Source organism: Candidatus Bathyarchaeota archaeon, assembly GCA_026014805.1.
Taxonomy (GTDB): Archaea; Thermoproteota; Bathyarchaeia; order Bathyarchaeales; family SOJC01; genus JAGLZW01.
Genome location: JAOZHR010000008.1, coordinates 29,882 through 51,779, shown reverse-complemented (window position 1 = coordinate 51,779; position 21,898 = coordinate 29,882). Strand labels below are relative to the sequence as shown.

Genomic DNA, 21,898 nt, shown 5'->3' with positions numbered 1-21,898 from the left:
GCTCCTTCATGAAACTCTTTGAGCATGAAGCAAAAACAATTCTAGCAAAATATGAAATTCCTATCCCGCGTGGTGAATTAGCCACCTCTCCAACCCAAGCAAAGGAAGCTGCTTCTCAGCTAAATGCTCCTTATGCTGTCAAAGCTCAAGTGCTTGTTGCTGGGAGAGGCAAAGCCGGCGGAATCCAGTTTGCCAACACGTTGGAAGAACTTGAGGGGATTGCTGCGAGAATTTTAAGCATGGAAATAAATGGTCTAAATGTTAGAAGCGTCTGGATAGAGGAAAAAGTAAAAGTGAAAAAGGAGGTTTACTTCGGTATCACAATCGACCGCTCTCGATGCTGCTATGTGGCCGTCGCATCTACTGCAGGGGGGGTGGACATAGAAGAGGTCGCAGCCAAGACACCTGAAAAGATAATCAAAATGTTTATTGACCCAGTTCTAGGCTTTCGAAGTTATCATGCCCGGCAGATGGCAGGCAAGATGGGGTACTCGGGAAAATCAATGTTAAAGCTTGCAACGATATTTCAAAAACTTTACAAGGTTACCATGGAGTATGACGCTGAACTAATTGAAATGAACCCCATAGTTGAAGCCATTGATGGACAGTTTGTTGCAGCGGACGCTCGAATTATAATCGACGATAACGCTCTTTTCCGTCATCCTCAATATAAGGCTCGGTTGCTTTCAGAAGACAAGACTGAACTGACGCCTGAAGAAATAGATGCTCGAAAAGCAGGTTTGGCTTATGTGAAGCTGAATGGCAATATTGGCATAATGGGAAATGGAGCAGGCTTAGTGATGGCTACCCTAGACGCCGTGCAGCTTTACGGCGGCAAACCCGCTAACTTCCTTGATGTTGGCGGAGGTGCTTCTGAAGAGCAAATAGTGAAGGCTCTCAACATTCTCTTAGTAGATCCCCAAGCATCTATAGTTTTCATTAACATTTTGGGGGGCATCACCCGTTGCGACGACGTTGCTAGAGGAATCTTGGGGGCAAAGAAGAAAGCCGACTTCATAAAACCTATAGTGATACGGTTGGTGGGCACAAATGAGGAAGAAGGTCGCCGCATACTAGTAGAAGCTGGAATTCATGTTCTAGATAGTATGGAGGAAGCCGCGAAAAAAGCAGTGGAAATGTCCAAGGGAGCGTGAAAACAGGATGGGAATTATTGTTGGGAAAGATACGAGAGCTGTTGTGCAGGGCATTACTGGTACGCAAGGCAGTTTTCACACCCGCTTAATGCTAGACTATGGAACCAAGATTGTTGCAGGAGTAACCCCCGGCAAAGGTGGAGTAAAAGTCCTCGGCGTTCCAGTTTACGACACCGTTAAGGAAGCTGTTCTGCGGCATGACGCAAATGCATCCATAATTTTTGTTCCCGCACCCTTTGCGGCAGAAGCGGCACTAGAAGCTATGGATGCTAACATAAAGGCTGTAATAATAATCACGGAGCACATTCCCATAAGAGACTCCATCCAGATCATGGCTTACGCAAAACAACAAGGCGTAACCGTTATTGGCCCTAACACTCCTGGCGTTATCACCCCCGGTGAATGTAAACTGGGAATAATGCCTGCCCACATTTTCAAGCATGGTGTTGTGGGTATTGCTTCTCGAAGTGGAACCTTGACCTACGAGATTGCGGCTGAACTGACAAAGCATAGTTTGGGGCAGTCCACTTGCTTCGGGTTAGGAGGCGACCCAATTGTGGGTTTGAGTTTTGTGGATGCGTTAAAAATGTTTGAGGGAGACCGTCAGACAAAGGCTGTAGTTTTAATAGGTGAGATTGGTGGTAATGCTGAGGAGCAAGCGGCAGAGTATGTTGCTACGATGAAGTATCCGAAGCGTGTAGTGGCGTTTGTTGCTGGACGTACGGCACCTTCGGGGAAACGTATGGGACATGCGGGCGCCATTGTTATGGGTAAGGCGGGGACTGCGGCAGGCAAGATTGAAGCGTTTAGGGCTGCTGGAGTAAAGGTTGCTGCAAGACCGAGTGACATTGCGGAGTTTTTAGCTGGGACGGTGTGAGCGGGAAAGCTTAAATATAAGAATGACGTTTATTTCATATGAAAAATATGTCATCTATAAGCTCTGAGTGAGAAGAAGATGAAACAAGACTTAAGCGAGACATGCCACCTATTCTTTTCTACACTATCCAATCCGACACGACTGGCAATTCTCGAACTTCTAAAAAAAAGACCAAGAAACGTAACTGAAATTGCTGAAGCTCTCAACCAGGAACAAAGCATGATTTCGCACAACCTCCGACCCTTAGAGAGATGCAAGTTTGTCTTCTCAGAAAAACGAAAAAAGGAACGAATCTACGCCTTAAACAAAGAAACAATGGAGCCGATATTCAAAATATTCTCTCATCACGCAAAGAAATATTGCCCCACAAGAGGGGAATGTCTAACAACAAGGCACTTAAAGGAACGTAATAAAAGGGAGACGGCAAGCTCGCTGTATTTGAGTCGCCATTAAAGAGAGAGTGAGTTAAAATGGTAGACAAAGAAGAGTTAAATAATCCCAAAGCAAAAACAACCTCCAAAGAACTGATCAGAGATTTAATCAAACAGATACGTGAAGGAAAGAACCCTGAAGAAGTTAAGACAAAATTCAGGAGTATCCTAAGAAACGTTGGCCCAACAGAAATAGCAAAGCTAGAGCAAGAACTTGTAAATGAAGGAATGCCTAGAGAAGAAATACGCAAACTTTGCAGCGTACACCTAGCGATTTTCAGAGAATCCCTCAACAAACAAACAGTTGAGGTTCCAACGGATCATCCGATCCACGTTTTTATGGAAGAGCACAAAATAATTCTCCAGCACCTAGAAGAACTTAAGAACATCATTCAAAAAGTCAGCGATGCGGAGAGTTTTGAGGAAGTTGACCGAGAAATGCACAAGTTGAAACACATTGCTGAACACCTCATGGAGGTGGAAAAACACAACGTAAGAGAAGAGAACGTTCTCTTTCCTTACCTTCAAAAACATGGCATAACTGAGCCACCGGCAATAATGTGGGCTGAACACAACGAGTTGAAGGAGAAGAAGAAGCAACTTCTTGAATTAATGAGAGTACTTGGCACACTCAGTTTTCAGGATTTCAAAAAGCAGTTAGCAGACACTGGAAGCTACATCACCGACGAACTGTCAAATCACATCTACAAGGAAAACCATATTCTTTACCCCGTTGCTCAGCGAACAATAAAAGCTGAAGAGTGGAAAGATATAAGAGAGCAATGTGATGAACTTGGTTATTGTTGTTTTACGCCTAAATATGAGAAAGTTGGTGAAGAAGAAGTGAAAAAAGAAGAGCTAAAGTCGACACTAGAAAAAGGAGCTATTAATTTTGAAACTGGAAGCTTGACAAAAGAGGAGATAGAAGCGGTGCTTAACGCCTTACCTGTAGACATAAGTTTTGTAGATGCAGAGGACACTGTTCGTTACTTCAATAAAGCTGAAGGGCGAGTTTTCCCCCGAACAAAAGCAGTAATTGGCCGCAAGGTTCAACAATGCCACCCTCCAAAAAGCGTCCACATAGTCAGCCAAGTACTGGACGACCTAAAGAAAAGTAGAAGGAAATCGGCGGACTTCTGGATAGAATTGAATCAGAGAAAAATCTACATACGATATTTTCCTGTGCGAAACCAAAATGGCGAATATGTGGGATGCGTCGAAGTAACTCAGGACATTACAGATATTCAAAACATTAAAGGTGAAAGAAGGCTGTTGAACGAAACACAGTCTAAATAAAATGTCACACAATTTTTGTTCACGTGCACGCGCATGTTGCTCCTGCGTATGAAAAAGTTCACTTGTTACGTGAGGACGAAATGGTCCCAACTTTTTGAGTAACTACTGTATGCGACTTCAGGAATCCTTTGGAGAATGTGGTTGCCGAATAATCATGAAAGGTATCAACGAGCATGCCTATATTTCAGTGCCAACTTAACTGCAAAGATTGGAGCATGTAGCAGCCCATTAATAATTCCGAACTAAGGCTCTGCCCTACTTCTATCGCGCGCGCGCGCCACAATGAGACAATGCAATAAACCGGTAATCTAGACACCAAAGGGAATAATTCACACGATTAGATAAACTTGCGGAGTACATGCAGAACTCTGTTTTTTCTAGGTGTTTCTGGTAATGTCCATAGATTTTCGTAACTAGTTTAATAAGGCCACGATAAACTCAGAAAAAGCGTAATGCTTATGCTCCATGAAATCCTATAATGTACGTCGCAGATTTGGGGAGCATGGAAATGAGTGAAGGTTTTACGAGCATAAAACTTAGGAAAGAGACTAGCGCGCATTGATAACTGCAAAATCTTTAGAAAACGAAAGTAGCTGGAAATCTTCAAAAGACTACAGCAAAGTATATTTATGGCTACCGTGCTTGAGACGTGAAATAGACGAGGAGAATTAACCATTGCCTGTAACTGATTTACAGAAGAAAGCTATTGCTCAACGTCATAGGCTTCACATGAAGATTTGTCGAAAATGCGGCGCGCGTAACGCACCTACAGCTGTTAAATGCAGAAAATGTAGAAGTAAAAATTTACGCTGGAAGAGGCGGGAACTGGTCCGCTAAGCTTCTATCGTACACTGTTCTTCGCCTTCGAAGGCGACAAGGTCTTTCCACCCTCTTGTGATGCTGCCGATTCGGGTTACATTTGCTTTTATGATACCAAACCTGAAGGGACTTCTCATTGTTCGCGCCAATTGTGCCAAGAGAAAGTCTGGGCGTTGTATGAAGAATTGGCGGTAGTAGTGGCGGATTAAGTACTTTATTTCCTCGTAGGGCACGGTATCTGGATGAACGTTGGCGACGGCGACGCCCATCTCCCAGTGTTGCTCTTCCTGTTCTTTGGTTAGGTATCCTTTTGCATTGAATTCGTCCCAGAGGGCCATGCCTGGGAATACGCCTAAAACGTTGTATTGGGGGATGTCGAGGGGGACTTCTTGTGCGAATTTAAGGGTGCTTTCTATCTCTTGTCTTGTTTCTGTTGGGGCACCTACAATGAAGGAGCCGACAATTATGTCCATTCCAGCTTTTCTAGCCGTTTTCACGGCTTTTCTAGATTGTTGTGGGGTTATTTGTTTCTGGTAGTAGTCTAAGATTCTCTGAGTTGCGCTCTCTACGCCAAAGTAAATAATCTTGCAGCCTGCTTTCACCATCGACCGCATTGACTCGTAAGATGCGTGGTTTACTCTCCCTTCACAAATCCACTCAACATCTAGCTTTTCTTTGATGATTCTTTTGCAGAGTTTAGTGGTTCTTTTCTGGTTTATGGTGAAGCTGTCGTCTACGAAGAGAAATTGTCGGTATCCTTCGCTTGCTAGCAGTTGGAGTTCTTCAAAGGTTTTTTCAGCTGACCTTGGGCGCCATGTGCCGTGGGCAATTTTCTGGCAGCCGCAGAATCTGCAGTGGTAGGGGCAGCCTCGTGAGGAGAGTAGTGTTGTGAATTTTTTTGGTGCCCCAATGGCGCCTACGAGAGTTGAGTGGTATTCCACGTTTAGTAGTGTGCGGTCGGGGATTGGTAGCTCGTCGATGTTTTTGATTAGGGGTCTGTCTGGTGTGGTGATGATTTTGTTTTTTTGTCTGAAGGTTATTCCTCTGACTTTTTTTAGGCTGCGTTTTTTCTCTATGGTTTTTACGAGTTCCTTGGTTGTTTCTTCTCCTTCGCCGCGGACGATTATGTCTGCTTGAGGGTATGTGGTGAGTATTCTTTTGTGGTTGAAGGTGGCATAGTAGTTTCCGAAAACTGTTTTGATGTCAGGGTTGTATTGTTTTGCTTTTTGGGCGATTCTCGCGGCTGTTTTGCCTGAACTTGCGAGGGCTGAGAAACCTAGTATATCCGGGTCTTGTTTTTCTACCCATCTTGCTGTTTGTTCTATGGAATAGCCTACTGCCGCTTGGTCTAGGACAGCAACTTCTACTCCTTCGTTTCTCAGTATGGTTGCGACGTAGAGTATACCTAAGGGTGGCCAGGAGCCTATAACTTTGCTTTTTTCGGTTAGGGAGAGTTCCTCGTTTGCTCCTGGGCTTATGAAGGCGAACTTCATTTTTTGCGTGTTTCCAACTGTTTTACTGTTTGGGTTCAGCATAAGAAATTTTTGTTGGTGTGTGGTGCAGTTGAAAGACTATTCTATAGGTTCCAAATATGATTGTATTCACTCCAGAAGGGTTTAAACACTTTTAGTTAAGACTTCCCTAAGCAGCGTTCTAAGCACATTTTCATTATTTACAACAGTTCTATGCGGGTGAGTGAAGGCTTCTTTCACTAAGACTTTGTCTGGGTCGTAGCCAAGGCTTCTAACCATTTCCTTGAGTATCTCCATCCTTGTGACATGGGTCTTTGGCTTCATTGATAGCCCACTTGCAATGTATATCCGCCGTAGGAATTCCATACTTTGACTTGATGCTATTATAAGTAGGTGTAACATGTCCCATGAAATAGTCGATGTAATCGCGGTGAACGCCAGCGCTTGCAAGGTTTGTATGAAAGTATTTACGGAGACTGTAAGGTGTTAGTTCTCATCTCTTTGGTCCTTTCGTGAAAGCCAGACTTCAGAAGTGCTGTAGCTATTTTGCGTCCAATGTTGACATCTGTCATTGGTTTTACTTGGCGACTTATGGTTCTAAGAATTGGAGACTCGTCATACTTTATATACCCTCCAACTGTAACTACAGTTTTGAGGAATCCTAATGGGTGAAACGATTGAAAGAGGACTTAAGAAATTCGGCGTCACCGTCTCAAAGCCTATCCTCGCTCTGATTGCCATAATCTTCGGCATTCTAGTAATAGTCTTTCCAGATCTCCTTCAATGGATCGTCGGATTGTACTTCATAATACAAGGTTTGCTATTCTTCGTCGACTACCTCGAGCTGAGAAAAGGATAGCGAAAAAAACTGTAAGCCTTCACAACCCTTTCTCTTTTTCTAGCCCTTGCACAAGCACTATTCTTCTTTGCAGCAACTGTTTTTTCTTACATCAGCGCGCGCGTAACTAGTTAGTCACATTTGGAGTTGTTGTACGCATCTAGCAAATCCTTTAGCTGAAGAGCATTTTGCCTGTTCTCATCTTTGGGGTCAGAGCCGAGTGGGTATTCTGCTAGGAATTCATCAGCGTCTTCGATTACTTCGTCAATATCCACTGATTCATCACAGTAACAGAAATCTGAGCAAGCTCCAGACAGTCTGTTTAATTTTGCCGCGATAAGCTGGGCAGCGAGCATTCGGGTTGCATCCTTGGCATTAGCTCCTTCCAGTATATCGATGGCCTCTTCTTTCGTGTAATTCGTGTCTCCCATCTCTATCCAGTCCACAAGCCATTCATCAGGATGATTCTTCCAATACCCCATACTGTGCGGGTAAAGACAAGGGTGGACAATCTTGGTGGTCCAGGATGCTTCGGCATAAAATGTTGTTTCGTTTAGCTGTGCCCAGACAGCAGCTGTGTTTGTTAGGTTGCCTTCAATGCTGCAGGGGATCGTGTAAGTTAGGTTGAAGATGTTGGTTTCTCCTGTGTTCAGATCTCCTTTCCAAGCGAACCCGAGCGTTTCATCTTCCACAACGACATCAAGGAGGTCATGTTCTCCAGTGTTGTTCACTGTAATCGTATATTCTATTGCTTCACCTTTGTGGGCGCTTTCGGGTCCAACCTTTACAATTGTGAGGTAGCGCTCAGCTATTATTGTAATTGCTTGAGTGGAACTAGAGGAGTATGCCCCTGAAGAATCAACAGCTTCAACGAAAACCTCATTGACTAAGGGATTAAGATCGGTTTCAAGGACTTCCCTGTGGAATGTATAGGTTTTGCCTGTCATGTTTCTTGCCTCTAGGAAGGGAATGGTGTCGTTAAGTCCAAGCATAGGATCAGTTACGTTGATGTTGTACAAGTCATAGTCGGAGGGATTATAGACTTTTATCTGATACTCGACAAAGTCGCCTATGTAGGCAAAGCTGTCAGCACTCTTGAGCAATCCAATACCATGCGAAGATGGTTGTAGTTGGGTCGCAAATACATAAGCAAGCGAAGCCCCGAGTAGCACACATGTGACTATCAATACTGTAGATTTTCTTAAACTAATCATGTTTACCGTCTCTTAGTTCTAAGATGGATTATTTCAACATTTACTTACTTTTGTTATAGAAGAATTCTCTATATCATATCCACGGAAGGATAGGCGAAAGGCACGTGCAATAAAAATATTAGAAATCTAGAGTTTCTTTCCACAACTGGCACAAAAATTGGAATGGGGCGGCACTGAGGCACAGCAATATGGACACGTGAGAGGCTTAGACTCTTTCTGTCCTTCCGCCTTCTCAAGTGTATCAACAAATCCTTTTCCAAAGCTTTTTGTGCATAGAATAAGATGACAAAACGCATCGCTGTCAAATCGCCTATAAAAATGGGAGTCTGCGGATAATTCGGGAGATATCTCCATTTATTACGAGGCTAGGGCAACCCCGTCCTGTTTTTACCTGACCCCGCAGCTTTTCAAATGCTGAGACTCACTATAAAAAAGGGAGTGTGCGGGACTAATTCGGATGATATCTCCATTTGTCGCTGGTTCAAATGCATGCATGCAAGTCTGGAAATCTATAAATAGAGATTGTGTGTTGAAGAGACTTTATGAGGAATAGCCCTTGAACCATAAGAGTGTTGAATTACAGGAAATTTGGAAATACTTTGATGGAGAGCCACATGTTTTCCTTGCTACTGTTGATGTTGATCAACCGAGAGTGAGACCTGTGACACTTATACATTTGAAGGAAAAACTTTATGTCACTACTGGTTCCAACGATGCTAAAGTGAAGCAGATAAAACGAAATTTTAAAACGGAGTTTTGCCTATTGCTTGAAAAAGATGAGAGAAAAGGGACAGTGAGAGCTGAATGCATTGCACAAATAGTTGAAGACAAGGATGTCAAAGCAGATGTCTTCAACAACATTTCCTTTGCAAAAGAATTCTGGAAAAGCCCAGACGATCCTAACTATATTGTCATAAAACTAAAGCCCATCAGTTTTGAATACATGAAACCTGAAACTATTGAAGCAGTAAAGATAGAAGTCTAGACATTATCAATTCATCCACATCCAAAAAAAAAAGAAAGTATCAAGATACAAATAGAAAACGAACTAAGTACCTTACAGAGCAAGCTTCACAAACATTCTCTGGACTTCATAGAAAGAAACATTCACTACACAAATAACATATAATAATAGAAGTTTTCTCCATAAGCTATATGCGCACGCGATCATGTATAGACGCATGATCAAACCCAACATAGACCCGCCCATATGCCTCTTTCGAAGCAGGAATAAACCAAATCTTGGTTCTTGGTTCGGTATAATCTTCATTATTTCCAGCTAGTACGGCACCATCTTTGGCCATGGTAACCATTGTGCACATTTGCCTAAGCTCTCCTGTCAACATTAAGGACGGAAACCTCGTCATAAAGATATCCTGCCAGCTGAGAGATAGAGAAACATGTGAATTCCAGACTATAGATAAAGCTTGCACTTCAAACCAATCATGGCTGATTTCAAAAAAGGGATTTGTGGGGAGTGAATCGGGTGATAGCTCCACTGGGGTAGGTGTCCAAGCTAGACGACGACTCTTTTGAAAAAAGGGGATTGGTTTAAACCCTTCCAGAAGGGCTCCAAATATGAATGTTGGCGGTGGGGCTGCAAAAGATATAAGGGAACTAGTTAACCGTTTAGACTTGTGTTGGGGCCGGTAGTCCAGCTCGGCTAAGACGTCGCCCTCACGCGGCGAAGATCGCCGGTTCAAATCCGGCCCGGCCCACCTCGCTTTTCTTCGAGTAACAAGACGGTTGTGTCCTTATAGCGCGCTTGGACAATTAACTTTTTATTATGGAGCGACTAGTTGCTGGTTTGTAGGATGTTATTGTATGGAGAAGATGGTTGCTTTTTGTGGAATAACTTGTACAGCTTGTAAAGCCTTTATAGCCACACAGGAAGATGATGATGCTAAAAGAAGACAAGTAGCTGAAGAATGGTCGAGAGCCTACAACAACGAAATAAGACCCGAACAAATAAACTGCAACGGTTGCTTGCCAGGACTAGGTATTCATCAACAACTGCATCTCTGTGAGATTAGAAAATGTGGAATGGAAAAAGAAGTTGAAAACTGTGCTTACTGTGCTGACTATAAATGTGAGACGCTCACCAAATTCTTTGAAAATGCGCCTGAGGCAGGAAAGACGCTTGAGAAGACAAGACAACAGTTAAAGAAGTAGACCCGCAACAGAACACGTGCCTTATTGCATTTGAGGTAGTTCATAAAGTCTTTTTTCATTTGCAGCTTATTTCTTCCTTTTCCTTTTCTCCCATCTTTGGACCTTCTTCTTCCGCTTAAAGAATTTAGGATGTCGTCGCACGTCTTCATGGATCGGTCTTGGAATGTCGGTTCGAGGGAAATAAATATCCGTTCGCCCTTCGGGAGGCACTATGGGATACTTCGTTTTTGCTCCTTTGTAAACTGAATGGTAAAGAAGATAGCAATATATGATGAAACCTCCGAGGAACGGTGCAGCGTATAGAACTCCGAAAATCGAAAATCCAGCCATAAACACTTGAATTATTATAGAGAAAAGGAAAAACGGAATGAATATGCAGACTCCTAGCAAAAAGAGAAGCCAAAATTTGACTTTTCTCCTCATTGTTTCTCCCACTTGATCGTTACACAAACCAGCTATTACGTCTTGTGCTTCAGCAATGTACGCAAAAAAAAGGTGCGTGGTTATTTTGTTGGAGGTATTACGACCGCTGTATGAGTTCGCTCAATTCCATTCATAGTTTGAAACCTGCCAAGAATGTTCGTCAACACGTCCATGTCAGCAAACTCAACAAAGGCAACTACATCATACTGACCAGTAACAGCATGCGCCATCTTCACGTTCTCCATCTTGAGCGCAGCTTTGGCAATTTCCCAGGATTCACCGGCTTCGCAGTTAACTAAGACATACGCTTCCACGAATGTCACCTATCTTAAGTTTGCGGAAGAGACATATAACACCTATTACATTCTGCTGCGATGCTAGACTCGCATGTGTGCTTTAGCCTTGCGGCTCTCAGCTAACCCTCAAACGTGCAGGAGGCCACTTTTCACGTGATCGGCTAGAGAGTTAGAAAGTATACAGCAAACATGAATACTCCAGTTAGCACCAAGATAAGCCCTGCACGAACAAACCCTTTCGACTTCCAAGCGTCTTTTCTCATGGTCTCAGCGGGACCAACAGTATCAGCACCATACACGGCCTCGGCAGTTGCAGACAAAATTGCCGCTTTCTTGCTCCAAAGATTTATCCCCCCTCTACCCAGCAAAAGCAGCGAACCAATCAGCAAAAATCCAACTCCTTCAATGAATAATGTGTCTGTTGGAGAAATTACCTCATTTGAAGATAACAATAAAACGTTAACGAAATAGACTATAACCATAATTAACGAGGAGACGCCCGCAATCCCTGCAACGTTAAAGAAAATGTGTTTCTTTTTCATATTGATGAGGATTCCATTAGTGTGATGTCTGTCCCGCTGTTGAGGCTACTCAGTCAGTAGGAAGATTGGAGGGGTTGCTGGATGCCCTATTGTGAGGGGATCTGTTCTCCTCAACAGTTTCGTGGCTTTCCGAATTTGAGATGAGTTGACGTTGTAGTTAAGCTTTAGTAGAAACGAGTTTTTATTAGGGTGGTCTAGAAAAACTTAAAGATGTCATATGCATGATTTGGGCATGTTGCCGAGGTAGCTCAGCCTGGGAGAGCACCCGACTCATTATGGTTTTCATGTGAGGGTGAAGCTGAAGACCGGGTTGTCGCCGGTTCAAACCCGGCCCTCGGCATCGTGCGCGTGGTTTTGCGAATTGATGCTTTTAGGTCTTTTAATGCGAGTTTTCGAGGAGCGTTTTCAGTCTTTCGACATCGTTCTTTTGGACCTCAAATAAGTAACCGTAGGGACAGAGCGGATCAATAACTGCTTTTTTTAGGGTTTCATCGTAGACTAGCGGGTATAGCTTGCATCCGTCAGGTCGATGGGGATATATTCGACAACCCTTTTCTTGGAGAAAAACACACCTTCCACGGTTGTTCTTTAAACGCCATCCCCCATTTGTTTTCACTGCGAAGTACTCGAGTTCATAATTGAGCTTTAGAATTCTCCTTAAATCAAGATTGGAAAGAGGCATTCTCGTTTCCAAGCAGCACTTTACACATTTACGTTTTACACAGGGGATACCGCTTGCCAACGAGTGTCTCACCTCTTCAAACCTCCTTTCATCGCATTCCCCTCTTTTAAGGCCGGTCCACTCTGCGCACGTGCGCCACAGGAATTGATTGTGAAAGTCTTCTCACAGCCTTTAACATTTTTCATTGTGCGCATAAAGCATTTTCTCCTTAAATTATGACTGCTAGTAGTGTTGCCACTATGAAAAGTGGTAGGGCAGCCAATGACGGAAACTTGGAAATCCCGTTTGTGGAGGTCGTGGGTGCTAAAGTTTAAATATTGTCAACATGCAAACTTGCGTGCTGTGAGGTTTTTCTTTGACGAAGGATATTGAGGTTTTTCAACCTAGCAGATGGGGATGCCCAAAGAAGGTGAAGGGACTTCCAGTTTTCCTGCTCCCTAAGGAAGAAAAAGAGAAGTTGCGCTATCGAAAGAGCCACTTGTCGGGAAGGCTGAGAAAGACTGCTTAGCCACGCACGTGAAGCTTTCAGCAAAAATAGTTTAAGTGTATTCGATAACTAGAGTATAAGATTGAAATTGTGAAGGCTGGTGAAAACTTTTCAGGTGGTCCAATTGTTCTCAACGAGTATGGAATACCTTAGGGTTACGAGAGTTGGAAGTTGGCTTGGGTGGATTTTTAGTTTTGGCTTCGGAAGCATCTTCCTAAGTTTGCCTCCTCTTGATCGTTTCGTTGTTGTCTTGTTTGCATTCTCACTTGCCACAGCCAGCATCTTCATCTTGAACCAATACTTCGACCGAAAAGAAGATCAGGTGAACGAGTTCAAGTCTAGTTTGCCTGTGGCCTCTGGGAAGATAACGCCGTGGACAGCACTAATCTTTTCCTTTCTTTTAGCAATCTCGTGTTTAGTCTCAGTAGTTTTTGTTGAGCCAAATCTTGTATGGCTGTTTCTCATCTATCTTGCATTCGGAATCGCGTATTCTGCTCCCCCTTTCAGACTGAAAACTGTGCCAGTTGTGGACTTCATTGTTTCAGGTATAGGTGCTGGCTTCATGCCATTCTTGATGGGGTTGGAGTTAACTGGCAAGCTAGGCTCCAATATTTCATTAATTATTTTAGGTGTCGTTCCGTTAATGCTAATTCACTGTGGTGGCCATATCATTCAAGCGGTTGGAGACTATGAGGTAGATCGCAAAATGGGGATTCACACTTTTGTTGTCAAGTATGGCAGGAAGAATGGTGCCATTGTCGCTGGATTCCTGTTTCTATCGGCATGTTTCTTGCCATTTGTCTATTCGGTTTTTGGCTTACTCGCTTACAAACATTTATTCATGTTTTTCATAATCCTCCCCCCTTCCATACCGATCCTCAAGCGCTATGCTGCCTTGTTAAAGAAGCCATCAGTAGAAAACGTCATTAATATGCAAAAAACTGCAACAAAGTATGGAATTATCGGGGCAACACTAATGTTGGGTTATATAATCCTAGTGGAAATAGCCATCTTTTGAAGGATTTGACGAAGCCGTCTATAGATAGTTGAAGGCTCGCGCTCTTTCTAGCAGCTCACTTCTCAGAATTGATTTTCACCATGAAAGCAGTTTTTTTGCCTTCGTGGCGCCTTTCACACATTAGCGCTGCAGTTTTTCCGTCTTCACTTATCCACACACATTTGCCAAAGTGTCCCCTCTCTGGATGAAACTTCTCATCTGCTGGAATTTTTATCTTATCCCCAATTTTAATCTCCATTTTCAGCACATCCTCCCTAAACATGTGATTATTGTCTTGAAAACACCAATCACATCCATTCGTGGCGTATACTTTTCTCCTTTTTAATAACCACTATAGCTATTAAACGTTTTTTAGGGACACACTAACGGCGAGAGCCTAATTCCAATTCTTAATGATTGTGAAATGAGTAATATTTAAATATATTTGATAATAATATATTTTTGGGTAATATATAATGTTGAGCGAAGACATCGCTTTAGACATGATAAGATCATCTATAGTTCTACTTCTCAGCGAGAAACCTCTTCATGGATATAGAATCATGAAAGAGGTTGAGGACCGAATAGGCAAACCAGTCAACCCAAGTCTGCTTTATCCGTTCCTGAAAAAGCTTGAAAAGAACGGTTTGGTGACGTCGACTAGAAAACCAGTGGGCCAGAAGCCAAAGAAAGTGTATGAGTTGACGGCTGCAGGAAAGGTATTAGCTGCCCGTATCTACAAGCGAATAGCGTCAATGGTCTCTATGGCTATCGAGCCGAACCTAAGCGTATGTTTTCACTGTGGCTGCAAAATTTACGAAGGGGGATACCGAGAGGCTGAAGGAGACAAAGAAAGAATCTTCTGTTGCGTTCACTGCGCCCAAGCCTACAAAAACGAATTACACTCAGTAACTCAATCAGCTGAAAAACCAAGAAGGAGATGATTTGAATGACCAAACAAAAAAGTCGTCTTAAAATCTCTGGAATGGCCTGTGCTGCCTGTGCTCAAACAATAGAGAAGGCATTGCTGAAAACTGAAGGAGTAGATAAAGCCCTAGTTAACTTCGCAACAGAGACTGCACACATAGAATATGATGACAAGATAACAAATGAAAAGAGACTGACAGAGATCATCAAGGACACAGGCTATGATGTAGATGGGGGAACTCAGAGGATTACGCTAAGGATTGGAGGTATGACATGTGCTTCTTGCGCCCAAACCATCGAGAACGCTCTAAGGAAAACGGAAGGCATGCATGCAAAGACGTGGAGGGGAAGTTAGAATGGCTAAAGAAAAGAGCAAAAAAGCTGTTCTTGACATTGGTGGAATGAGCTGCGTTACTTGTTCACAGACAATAGAGAAAAAATTGTCCAAACTTAAGGGTGTAAATCAAGCAACAGTAAATTTTGCAGCAGAAAAAGCCATCGTAGAATACGATCCCGACACTGTGGATCAGAAAACTATCGAGGATGCTATTGTTGAAGTAGGCTACAAAGTAGTGCATGAAAGCATTTTTCTCAAGATAACTGGCATGAGTTGTGTCACGTGCGCACAGACCATTGAGAAGGCCCTAAACGAAAAAGAGGGCATATACAAGGCCAGCGTCAACTTCGCAATAGAAAAGGCGACGGTTGAGTACAATCCGGAACAAATAAGCGTAGCGGGAATCAGAAAAGTCATACAAGATGTGGGATACGATGTCATTGTACCTGAGGAAGGCTTGGAAGACAGAGAGAAAAGTGAAAGAGAAAGAAATGTTCGCATACTGAAGTATAAATTTGCGTTTTCTGCAACGCTCACCATACCGGTAGTGTTTTACAATTACATGCCCCTTCTTCCCTTTACTCTCCCCACTCTTCCTATAGAGAATTTCGTACCCCTCCTTTTATTCTTTTTAGCCACCCCGGTTCACTTCATAGTTGGACATGGGTTCTTTGTAGGTGCATATAAAGCGCTGAGAAACAAAAACCCAAACATGGATGTACTAGTCGCAATAGGTACCTCAGCGGCGTACTTTTACAGCGTTGCTGTCACCTTTACTGGTGTGGGGCTTCTGTATTATACAACAGCTGTGTCGCTTATGACGTTCCTCATTTTGGGCAAACTGTTGGAAGCCATAGCCAAGGGTAGGACATCAGCGGCTATCAGGAAACTTATGGGGCTACGGGCCAAGACGGCGAGGGTTGTTAGAGACGGCGAGGAGATGGAGGTTCCAGTGGAAGATGTCCAAGTTGGAGACGTCGTGGTAGTTAGGCCTGGAGAGAAGATACCAGTAGATGGAGTGGTGATCCAAGGTTATTCAGGAGTGGATGAAAAGGTGATCACCGGTGAAAGTATACCAGTCGAGAAGAAGGTGGGCGACGAGGTTGTCGGCGCCACTATGAACAAAACAGGCATGCTAAAGTTCAGAGCAACCAAAGTAGGGGCTGACACGGTTCTGTCACAGATCATAAAGTTGGTTGAGGACGCGTTGGGTTCCAAAGCGCCCATTCAAGCGTTAGTGGATGTGGTTAGTAGATATTTCGTCCCAGCCGTCATAGTAACCGCAACGCTTTCGTTTCTTGTGTGGTATTTCGTAGGAATGGGCTTCATATTCGCCCTCACTGTATTCATTGCCGTGTTAATAATTGCATGTCCATGTGCTATGGGCCTCGCCACACCAACCGCCATCATGGTTGGTGTCGGAAAAGGGGCAGAGAATGGAATCTTAATCAAGAGCGGAGAAGCCCTAGAAACAGCTCACAAACTTCAGGCCATCGTATTCGACAAAACTGGAACACTGACAAAAGGGGAACCAGAAGTCACAGACATTGTGACCGTTACGACTCCTATTGGCAATCCTTCACCAACTAAGCAAAAGGTTAAGACCTTAAGTGAGGAGCAACTGTTGCAGCTCGCCGCGGTCGCTGAGAAGAACTCTGAGCACCCTCTTGGAGAAGCTATAGTAAGAAGAGCAATGGAAAGAGAAATCAAAGTCGTAGATCCAGAATTCTTCAACGCAATACCTGGACACGGTATAGAAGTGAAGCATAACGGCATGGAGATCTTGCTCGGCAACCGAAAGTTGATGAAGAAAAAAGGCATAGACATAGAGTTCCTCGAGGAGAAGATGAAGGAGTTGGAGGAAGATGGAAAGACTGCGATGCTCATGGCTGTAGACAAGAAGGCGGCTGGCATTATTGCTGTGGCTGACACCTTAATGGAGTATTCCACCGAGGCAGTGAAGACACTCCAGAACATGGGTCTAGAGGTTATCATGATAACAGGAGACAATGAGAGGACAGCGAAGGCTATTGCAAGACAAGTAGGCATGAACAGAGTGCTGGCGGATGTGCTCCCCGGAGAAAAAGCTAACGAAATAAAGAGCCTGCAAGAGGAAGGCAAAATAGTGGCCATGGTCGGCGATGGAATAAACGACGCTCCAGCCCTAGCGCAGGCAGACATCGGAATAGCCCTTGGGAGTGGAACAGACGTAGCGATGGAGACGGGGGACATCGTGTTAGTCAAAGATGATTTGAGAGATGTAGTCATCAGCATCCAGCTGAGCAGAGCCACGATGAGAAAGATCAAGCAAGGCCTGTTTTGGGCATTCGCTTACAATACCGCTCTTATACCTGTAGCCGCTGGCATCTTATACCCATTCTTCGCCATTTTGTTGGATCCCATCTTCGCGGCTGCGGCAATGGCAACTAGTTCAGTGTCTGTGGTTTCGAACGCCTCGCTCCTGAAGAGGTTTAAAGCCAAAATAGGAAGCTAAACCAAGAAACTTTGAGCTTGCCTGTAGATTTTGAGTCTCCAGATAATCCAAAATGCTGTTTGGGTCTTGTTCTGTGATTCTTGAAAGATTTAATCTATGGGTTCTCACCCTTTTGACAACGTTTTTTGGAAGGCAAAGACTTACTAGTATTCCTAACAAGCTCAATAGCTTCCCTTTTTAAAATATAGGAGTCGACTTCCCCTTTAAGCTGAATGTTCCATCTTTATCTATATTTCATAATCCTTACCTCAATCAGTCACCATATCAGTCTTTAAAGATATTTCCTGAGGGAAAAAAGCTTGATGGATGGTACAAAAAGAAAGCTTTTGTATTTACATATTATTCCTCTTTGTTGTTGGGCGTTCGATTTAATTACGACTCTATATGTTATAGATTATCTAGGCGTGGCGGGAGAAATGAACCCTCTAGGCTGGCCTTTAGGAGCTTGGGGGGCTTTGATATTCTATATCCCTACTCTTTTGTTCACCTACTTACTTTTGTTCAGAATTCAAAACAGGTATTCTGGTTGGGCTGCAGTTCTAATAACAATAATGGCGTTGGGATTTGGAGCTATGAATTTGCTAGCGGGGTTGCACAATATTAGTGTTGCAAGCCTATATACCTGAAGAAGGTAAGAAGGACCAGCCTCCAAATACTCTCAAATTTGCCTTATCGTAGACAACCTTTAACATCTTAATTCCATGGGGAGTATAGTGTTTAGCCAAAGCATTTTTTGGAGTGCGCGTGCATTCTCATGTATTATGGTATCAAATCCAAGGTCTTGCTTGGTACCTTCATATTCAAGATTTCTTAAAAATATTAAGCCAGAGATGCATTAGTGCACGAGCGGGTTTGAATTTCAAGAGGTTCGTAATGTTGCAGCATTAGGTATGAGATCAGTCCCGCATTTGGGACAGAACTTGGAATATGTTGGAAGCTTTTTCTTGCATTGTGGGCATGTCACCGGTAATGCAACATTAGTTTTCTGAAGCACCATGCACTTCTCACTGTTGGAGTGATGGATCGTAGGAGACTGCTTGCAAAGAATGTGGAATCCTGTGCCATATCCGCCAATAGCTGAAGCTGCGCCCCCGAAAAGAAGGGATAAGGTTACTAGGCCATATTTTCCTCCTATTCTGAAATCGTATTCTCGTATGATGGGATTCCCTGGAAGATTGTAATCTATGTATTCATTAGTCATGATATTTCCTAAACCAGCAACAAGGCCTAGAAACACCGAGCCGAAGATGCCAAATGTGATTAGAACATAAGGCATCGCAGCTGTTCTCAAAGGGTTCACCAGTTGTTATATGCAAGGCTATAAGAAAAAAGCGTTATGAATTCCGAATCTTGTCTATGGGCGCAGTTATAGAGTAAACAAGAATGAGGAGTTTGCGGGTGATATTTCCATTTGACTTGGGTTTGAACCCGGCTCTTATCATAACTATGTGCGTGCCTTTGTACTGATGGTTTGTTAGTAGAAGGAGGGTTGGCGTTCGTACACTTGTTTGGGTGGTTCCATCTTGCTGGTCTCTTTAGGCGACAACAATTCAACTAATTCGTACTTTCTAGTGCCTAAACCATATTGCTCCGCGAATTTGGCGACGAGGTAGGGATTCTTCATTGCCCCCCAGAGACGTTCAAAGGGATGTAGGTCTATGTTGGGGTCGAGGTTGACATGTTTGAAGTAGGGCGGGATGGTCTGTTCGATCAGCCCAGCCTTTGCGATAAGATCCAATGTAGCAATCTCAATCGCTACGATATCGCGGCTGCCCAGAACCCCAATGTCTGCTACGACGCTTGGTTGAATCATTCCCATGCAGTCGCAGTGAGGCGTTACTTGAAGGATGAAGTTTAGGAAGAACCGCTTGTTTTCATCAAAGGTGTCAAGAACCTTTTTGGCGGTAATTGCCATCAACTCTTGAAAAGCTGCGAAGAACTCAGGCTTGATTTGCAGACACCCGATCTCTTTGTCTGCTTCGAGGCATTCTAAGCAGAGCTGGTTTCTACATGCATAAAGAAGCAGCGACAGTTTGTGTTTTTTGGCATCATACTTGAGGGCACCGTAGGGGCAGGCTTTAACAAGCGCTTGGGCATGCTCTGGCGTGCACTTCTTTGCATCCCAGTAAGGAATGGAATGCTCAACACCATGGATCTTATTCCACCTTGATGGAAGCGAGTAGCCGCCCAGAGCGAGGTTCTTGATGGCGCCGCCGTACCCACTGCAAGCATGTCCCTTTGCATGGGTTAAATCTATGAGCGCGTCGGCGTCGTGAATTACGCCGCTCATCTCTAGCGTGTCTACATTCTTGTAGCCCACGTTAACTGAGTGGGTATACCCGTCCTTGACTCCGGCAGCTGGAATGATTGGGCAGCCGCACGTTTCTTGCGTGTAGCCGCGATCAACCGCATTGTAAACCGCTGTGGGATTGTCGGTGATGAAGGGCCACCCGCCAACCCGTTTAACGGCTTTGACGATCCGCCGGACGAAGAATACTGGCACCGTTTGGTATCCGTCTTGGAAGCCTAGGTGCATTTTGATGGCGACTTTGTCACGCTTCTTGATTGTTGAGAAGTCTAGCAACTCGATTATCTTGTCAACTTTCGCCGCTAAGGCCGCGAAAATTGCATCTTGGCCCTGCTGTATGGAGCCAAAATAGACCTTTGCTTTTTCACTCATGTTGATCCCCTTTCAATCTGGTGAAGACTCTGGTCTAATAAAACCTTGTCGGTTTGCCCTCATTTTATGCGCGTGGCAACACAAACATAGAAAAATAAGGCATGTCCATTCAGGTTTGGTCTAAATTTAGCTCTCACATCGTAGATAGATGGTGCATGTGTACTCTCTTATTTACGCGGCGAGTATGTTTGGAAAACCATAAAAATTCGTCGCCTTTATCACTATATTCTTGGTGTTGTTTATGTCTGTTGCGAAGGAAACTGCTACTTGCTGGATTGATGAAAACAAGGCCCGACTCGTTCAAATAAGTGATACAGTGTGGGAGTTTGCTGAGTTAGGCTTAATTGAGTTCAAGTCTTCAGCGCTCCTTACAGATGAGTTGGAGAAACACGGGTTTAGGATTGAACGTGGAGTTGCATGTATGCCAACAGCTTTCGTAGCTACTTTTGGTGAAGGAAAACCCGTTATAGGAATAATGGGTGAATATGATGCACTGCCAGGAATATCACAGAAAAAGGTTCCGTGGAAAGAATCATTAGAACCGGGGAGACCTGGACATGGATGTGGACACAACATTCATGGGATAAGCGGGATGGCAGCGGCGATCTCTGTGAAGAACGCAATGAAGAAGCATCAAATAATGGGTACGATCAAATTCTTTGGATGCCCAGCCGAGGAGAACTTCTCAGGCAAGGTGTACATGATTAGAGATGGATACTTCGGGGATGTCGACGCTGTAATTAGCCATCATCCGAGCACTATGAACGAAGCTTCGTTGCTAAGCAGTTTAGCTGTCAACTCGGTCAAGTTTCATTTTTATGGTAAAGCTTCTCATGCTGGTGGTTCCCCGGAGCAAGGTAGAAGTGCGTTGGACGCAGTTGAATTGATGAATACTGGCGTGAACTATCTTAGGGAACATGTAGTCCAAGACGCGAGAATTCATTACATAATTGAAAAAGGAGGAGACCAGCCGAATATTGTGCCTCCATACTCCCGAAGTTGGTACTATGTGAGAGCTCCAGAGAGAGATCAAATGATGTTCATATATGATTGGGTACTTGACATAGCGCGGGGGGCAGCGCTTATGACCAGAACTGAGCTGAAGGTAGAGTTCATCGAAGGCGATCATAACTACATTCCTAATAAAACCATCTCAGAGTTGATTGTTAAGAATATGCGTGAAATTGGACTGCCAAAATACGCCGATGATGATTTGAAGTTTGCAAATCAAATTGCCGAGACGATTACTCCAGAGATGAAGAATGCTCAACTACGAAAATCCAAACGACCTGGATGGGAACGACTTGTTGACGAATTGATAGACCCTGAACTTCCTGATCCTTGGGGCGAAGGAGAAACTAGCCACGGCAGCACCGACGTAGCTGACGTGAGTTGGCAGACACCTACTGTAGAATTCAGCACTGCCACTTGGATTTTAGGTACCCCTGCTCATTCATGGCAAGCGGTTGCGCAAAGCGGAGTTGGCCTTGGACACAAGTCGCTGATTTTCGCAGCGAAGGTGATGGCTACTACAGTAATAGATCTCTTGACTAATGAGGACGAATTGAACAAGGCAAAGAAGGAGCATAACCGAAGAATAAGTAATGCAAAATACGTGTCTCCAATCCCTACTGATAAAAAGCCTCCTCTCGATGTTTGGGAGAAATAACCGCGTACAAGTCCATACGTAGGATGACTCAGGCATCACAAGTCGCCCTTCAAGCGTTTGCGCATGCTGCCTAAAACAGGTCACGCCCGCC

The 21,898-nt window shown here is 43.9% G+C and carries 24 protein-coding genes and 2 tRNA genes; 16 read left to right on the top strand and 10 right to left on the bottom strand.

The window, feature by feature from the left end; translation table 11 throughout:
- Positions 1–8: 8 nt before the first annotated feature.
- The 4 genes from sucC (at position 9) to NWE91_02145 (ending at position 4,595) form a co-directional block, all read left to right on the top strand.
- Positions 9–1,154, top strand: coding sequence for an ADP-forming succinate--CoA ligase subunit beta (sucC, locus tag NWE91_02160; GenBank protein ID MCW3985199.1), 1,146 nt, complete (start codon positions 9–11; stop codon positions 1,152–1,154).
- A gap of 7 nt (positions 1,155–1,161) precedes the next feature.
- Complete coding sequence (gene sucD / locus NWE91_02155; protein ID MCW3985198.1) at positions 1,162–2,031, top strand: succinate--CoA ligase subunit alpha; 870 nt, start codon at positions 1,162–1,164, stop codon at positions 2,029–2,031.
- A gap of 470 nt (positions 2,032–2,501) precedes the next feature.
- Complete coding sequence (locus tag NWE91_02150; GenBank protein ID MCW3985197.1) at positions 2,502–3,758, top strand: DUF438 domain-containing protein; 1,257 nt, start codon at positions 2,502–2,504, stop codon at positions 3,756–3,758.
- A gap of 675 nt (positions 3,759–4,433) precedes the next feature.
- Positions 4,434–4,595 carry a 50S ribosomal protein L40e gene (locus NWE91_02145; protein MCW3985196.1) on the top strand — a complete coding sequence of 54 codons (162 nt, stop codon included), beginning with the start codon at positions 4,434–4,436 and terminating at the stop codon, positions 4,593–4,595.
- On the opposite strand, the gene NWE91_02140 is transcribed toward NWE91_02145, so the two are convergent.
- Together NWE91_02140 and NWE91_02135 are read right to left on the bottom strand one after the other, a co-directional pair.
- Positions 4,592–6,070, bottom strand: a complete 1,479-nt coding sequence (locus tag NWE91_02140) for a B12-binding domain-containing radical SAM protein (protein ID MCW3985195.1) — start codon at positions 6,068–6,070, stop codon at positions 4,592–4,594. The two genes, NWE91_02145 and NWE91_02140, sit on opposite strands and share 4 nt — an antisense overlap.
- Positions 6,071–6,193: 123 nt before the next feature.
- Positions 6,194–6,373, bottom strand: coding sequence for a hypothetical protein (locus NWE91_02135; GenBank protein ID MCW3985194.1), 180 nt, complete (start codon positions 6,371–6,373; stop codon positions 6,194–6,196).
- Positions 6,374–6,713: 340 nt separating this feature from the next.
- On the opposite strand from NWE91_02135, the gene NWE91_02130 reads away from it, so the two are divergent.
- Entirely contained in the window at positions 6,714–6,908 is a 195-nt protein-coding gene (locus NWE91_02130; protein MCW3985193.1) for a DUF3096 domain-containing protein, read from the top strand.
- Positions 6,909–7,018: 110 nt separating this feature from the next.
- Here the strand turns inward: NWE91_02130 and NWE91_02125 are convergent, their stop codons facing one another.
- On the bottom strand, positions 7,019–8,101 hold the full coding sequence (locus NWE91_02125; protein ID MCW3985192.1) for a DUF11 domain-containing protein: 1,083 nt from the start codon (positions 8,099–8,101) through the stop codon (positions 7,019–7,021).
- 556 nt (positions 8,102–8,657) lie between these two features.
- Here NWE91_02125 and NWE91_02120 point away from each other — a divergent pair.
- The 3 genes from NWE91_02120 to NWE91_02110 all read left to right on the top strand — a co-directional run bounded on the left by NWE91_02120 (position 8,658) and on the right by NWE91_02110 (position 10,273).
- A complete protein-coding gene (locus NWE91_02120) occupies positions 8,658–9,086 on the top strand; it encodes a pyridoxamine 5'-phosphate oxidase family protein (protein ID MCW3985191.1) in 429 nt (142 codons plus the stop codon).
- 658 nt (positions 9,087–9,744) lie between these two features.
- A tRNA-Val gene (locus tag NWE91_02115) sits at positions 9,745–9,819 on the top strand.
- 106 nt (positions 9,820–9,925) lie between these two features.
- Positions 9,926–10,273 (top strand): DUF3795 domain-containing protein, encoded by a 348-nt coding sequence (locus NWE91_02110; protein ID MCW3985190.1) that lies wholly within the window; start codon positions 9,926–9,928, stop codon positions 10,271–10,273.
- Positions 10,274–10,339: 66 nt separating this feature from the next.
- On the opposite strand, the gene NWE91_02105 is transcribed toward NWE91_02110, so the two are convergent.
- From NWE91_02105 to NWE91_02095, 3 genes are all read right to left on the bottom strand, one after another.
- On the bottom strand, positions 10,340–10,696 hold the full coding sequence (locus NWE91_02105; protein MCW3985189.1) for a hypothetical protein: 357 nt from the start codon (positions 10,694–10,696) through the stop codon (positions 10,340–10,342).
- 80 nt (positions 10,697–10,776) lie between these two features.
- A complete protein-coding gene (locus NWE91_02100; protein MCW3985188.1) occupies positions 10,777–11,010 on the bottom strand; it encodes an Lrp/AsnC ligand binding domain-containing protein in 234 nt (77 codons plus the stop codon).
- 143 nt (positions 11,011–11,153) lie between these two features.
- Positions 11,154–11,534: a hypothetical protein gene (locus NWE91_02095; GenBank protein MCW3985187.1), complete on the bottom strand. Its 381-nt coding sequence runs from the start codon at positions 11,532–11,534 to the stop codon at positions 11,154–11,156.
- Between the two features lie 237 nt (positions 11,535–11,771).
- Here NWE91_02095 and NWE91_02090 point away from each other — a divergent pair.
- Positions 11,772–11,874 (top strand) — tRNA-Phe (locus NWE91_02090).
- Positions 11,875–11,913: 39 nt separating this feature from the next.
- Here the strand turns inward: NWE91_02090 and NWE91_02085 are convergent.
- Positions 11,914–12,288, bottom strand: a complete 375-nt coding sequence (locus NWE91_02085; protein MCW3985186.1) for a YkgJ family cysteine cluster protein — start codon at positions 12,286–12,288, stop codon at positions 11,914–11,916.
- A 283-nt stretch (positions 12,289–12,571) separates the two neighbouring features.
- Here NWE91_02085 and NWE91_02080 point away from each other — a divergent pair, with 283 nt between their 5' ends.
- Together NWE91_02080 and NWE91_02075 are read left to right on the top strand one after the other, a co-directional pair.
- A complete protein-coding gene (locus NWE91_02080; GenBank protein MCW3985185.1) occupies positions 12,572–12,724 on the top strand; it encodes a hypothetical protein in 153 nt (50 codons plus the stop codon).
- 94 nt (positions 12,725–12,818) lie between these two features.
- Positions 12,819–13,721 (top strand): UbiA family prenyltransferase, encoded by a 903-nt coding sequence (locus NWE91_02075; GenBank protein ID MCW3985184.1) that lies wholly within the window; start codon positions 12,819–12,821, stop codon positions 13,719–13,721.
- A gap of 55 nt (positions 13,722–13,776) precedes the next feature.
- On the opposite strand, the gene NWE91_02070 is transcribed toward NWE91_02075, so the two are convergent.
- On the bottom strand, positions 13,777–13,959 hold the full coding sequence (locus NWE91_02070) for a hypothetical protein (protein ID MCW3985183.1): 183 nt from the start codon (positions 13,957–13,959) through the stop codon (positions 13,777–13,779).
- Between the two features lie 217 nt (positions 13,960–14,176).
- On the opposite strand from NWE91_02070, the gene NWE91_02065 reads away from it, so the two are divergent.
- From NWE91_02065 to NWE91_02050, 4 genes are all read left to right on the top strand, one after another.
- Positions 14,177–14,644 (top strand): PadR family transcriptional regulator, encoded by a 468-nt coding sequence (locus tag NWE91_02065; GenBank protein MCW3985182.1) that lies wholly within the window; start codon positions 14,177–14,179, stop codon positions 14,642–14,644.
- A gap of 5 nt (positions 14,645–14,649) precedes the next feature.
- On the top strand, positions 14,650–14,982 hold the full coding sequence (locus NWE91_02060) for a heavy metal translocating P-type ATPase (GenBank protein MCW3985181.1): 333 nt from the start codon (positions 14,650–14,652) through the stop codon (positions 14,980–14,982).
- Position 14,983: 1 nt separating this feature from the next.
- Positions 14,984–17,458: a heavy metal translocating P-type ATPase gene (locus NWE91_02055; protein MCW3985180.1), complete on the top strand. Its 2,475-nt coding sequence runs from the start codon at positions 14,984–14,986 to the stop codon at positions 17,456–17,458.
- A 302-nt stretch (positions 17,459–17,760) separates the two neighbouring features.
- On the top strand, positions 17,761–18,084 hold the full coding sequence (locus NWE91_02050; GenBank protein ID MCW3985179.1) for a hypothetical protein: 324 nt from the start codon (positions 17,761–17,763) through the stop codon (positions 18,082–18,084).
- A 233-nt stretch (positions 18,085–18,317) separates the two neighbouring features.
- On the opposite strand, the gene NWE91_02045 is transcribed toward NWE91_02050, so the two are convergent.
- Together NWE91_02045 and NWE91_02040 are read right to left on the bottom strand one after the other, a co-directional pair.
- Positions 18,318–18,749, bottom strand: coding sequence for a zinc-ribbon domain-containing protein (locus tag NWE91_02045; GenBank protein ID MCW3985178.1), 432 nt, complete (start codon positions 18,747–18,749; stop codon positions 18,318–18,320).
- A gap of 183 nt (positions 18,750–18,932) precedes the next feature.
- Positions 18,933–20,138: a DUF362 domain-containing protein gene (locus NWE91_02040; protein ID MCW3985177.1), complete on the bottom strand. Its 1,206-nt coding sequence runs from the start codon at positions 20,136–20,138 to the stop codon at positions 18,933–18,935.
- Positions 20,139–20,379: 241 nt separating this feature from the next.
- On the opposite strand from NWE91_02040, the gene NWE91_02035 reads away from it, so the two are divergent.
- Positions 20,380–21,807 carry a M20 family metallopeptidase gene (locus tag NWE91_02035; GenBank protein MCW3985176.1) on the top strand — a complete coding sequence of 476 codons (1,428 nt, stop codon included), beginning with the start codon at positions 20,380–20,382 and terminating at the stop codon, positions 21,805–21,807.
- The last annotated feature ends 91 nt before the right edge of the window (positions 21,808–21,898 follow it).

Excerpts from the sequence above, each read along its gene's own strand:
- NWE91_02055 (MCW3985180.1), top strand. The coding sequence starts at position 14,984 with ATGGCTAAAGAAAAGAGCAAAAAAGCTGTTCTTGACATTGGTGGAATG.
- NWE91_02125 (MCW3985192.1), bottom strand. The coding sequence starts at position 8,101 with ATGATTAGTTTAAGAAAATCTACAGTATTGATAGTCACATGTGTGCTA.
- NWE91_02040 (MCW3985177.1), bottom strand. The coding sequence starts at position 20,138 with ATGAGTGAAAAAGCAAAGGTCTATTTTGGCTCCATACAGCAGGGCCAA.
- sucD (MCW3985198.1), top strand. The coding sequence starts at position 1,162 with ATGGGAATTATTGTTGGGAAAGATACGAGAGCTGTTGTGCAGGGCATT.
- NWE91_02050 (MCW3985179.1), top strand. The coding sequence starts at position 17,761 with ATGGATGGTACAAAAAGAAAGCTTTTGTATTTACATATTATTCCTCTT.
- NWE91_02060 (MCW3985181.1), top strand. The coding sequence starts at position 14,650 with ATGACCAAACAAAAAAGTCGTCTTAAAATCTCTGGAATGGCCTGTGCT.
- sucC (MCW3985199.1), top strand. The coding sequence starts at position 9 with ATGAAACTCTTTGAGCATGAAGCAAAAACAATTCTAGCAAAATATGAA.
- NWE91_02150 (MCW3985197.1), top strand. The coding sequence starts at position 2,502 with ATGGTAGACAAAGAAGAGTTAAATAATCCCAAAGCAAAAACAACCTCC.
- NWE91_02095 (MCW3985187.1), bottom strand. The coding sequence starts at position 11,534 with ATGAAAAAGAAACACATTTTCTTTAACGTTGCAGGGATTGCGGGCGTC.
- NWE91_02105 (MCW3985189.1), bottom strand. The coding sequence starts at position 10,696 with ATGAGGAGAAAAGTCAAATTTTGGCTTCTCTTTTTGCTAGGAGTCTGC.
- NWE91_02135 (MCW3985194.1), bottom strand. The coding sequence starts at position 6,373 with ATGAAGCCAAAGACCCATGTCACAAGGATGGAGATACTCAAGGAAATG.
- NWE91_02035 (MCW3985176.1), top strand. The coding sequence starts at position 20,380 with ATGTCTGTTGCGAAGGAAACTGCTACTTGCTGGATTGATGAAAACAAG.
- NWE91_02070 (MCW3985183.1), bottom strand. The coding sequence starts at position 13,959 with ATGGAGATTAAAATTGGGGATAAGATAAAAATTCCAGCAGATGAGAAG.
- NWE91_02140 (MCW3985195.1), bottom strand. The coding sequence starts at position 6,070 with ATGAAGTTCGCCTTCATAAGCCCAGGAGCAAACGAGGAACTCTCCCTA.
- NWE91_02065 (MCW3985182.1), top strand. The coding sequence starts at position 14,177 with ATGTTGAGCGAAGACATCGCTTTAGACATGATAAGATCATCTATAGTT.
- NWE91_02110 (MCW3985190.1), top strand. The coding sequence starts at position 9,926 with ATGGAGAAGATGGTTGCTTTTTGTGGAATAACTTGTACAGCTTGTAAA.
- NWE91_02130 (MCW3985193.1), top strand. The coding sequence starts at position 6,714 with ATGGGTGAAACGATTGAAAGAGGACTTAAGAAATTCGGCGTCACCGTC.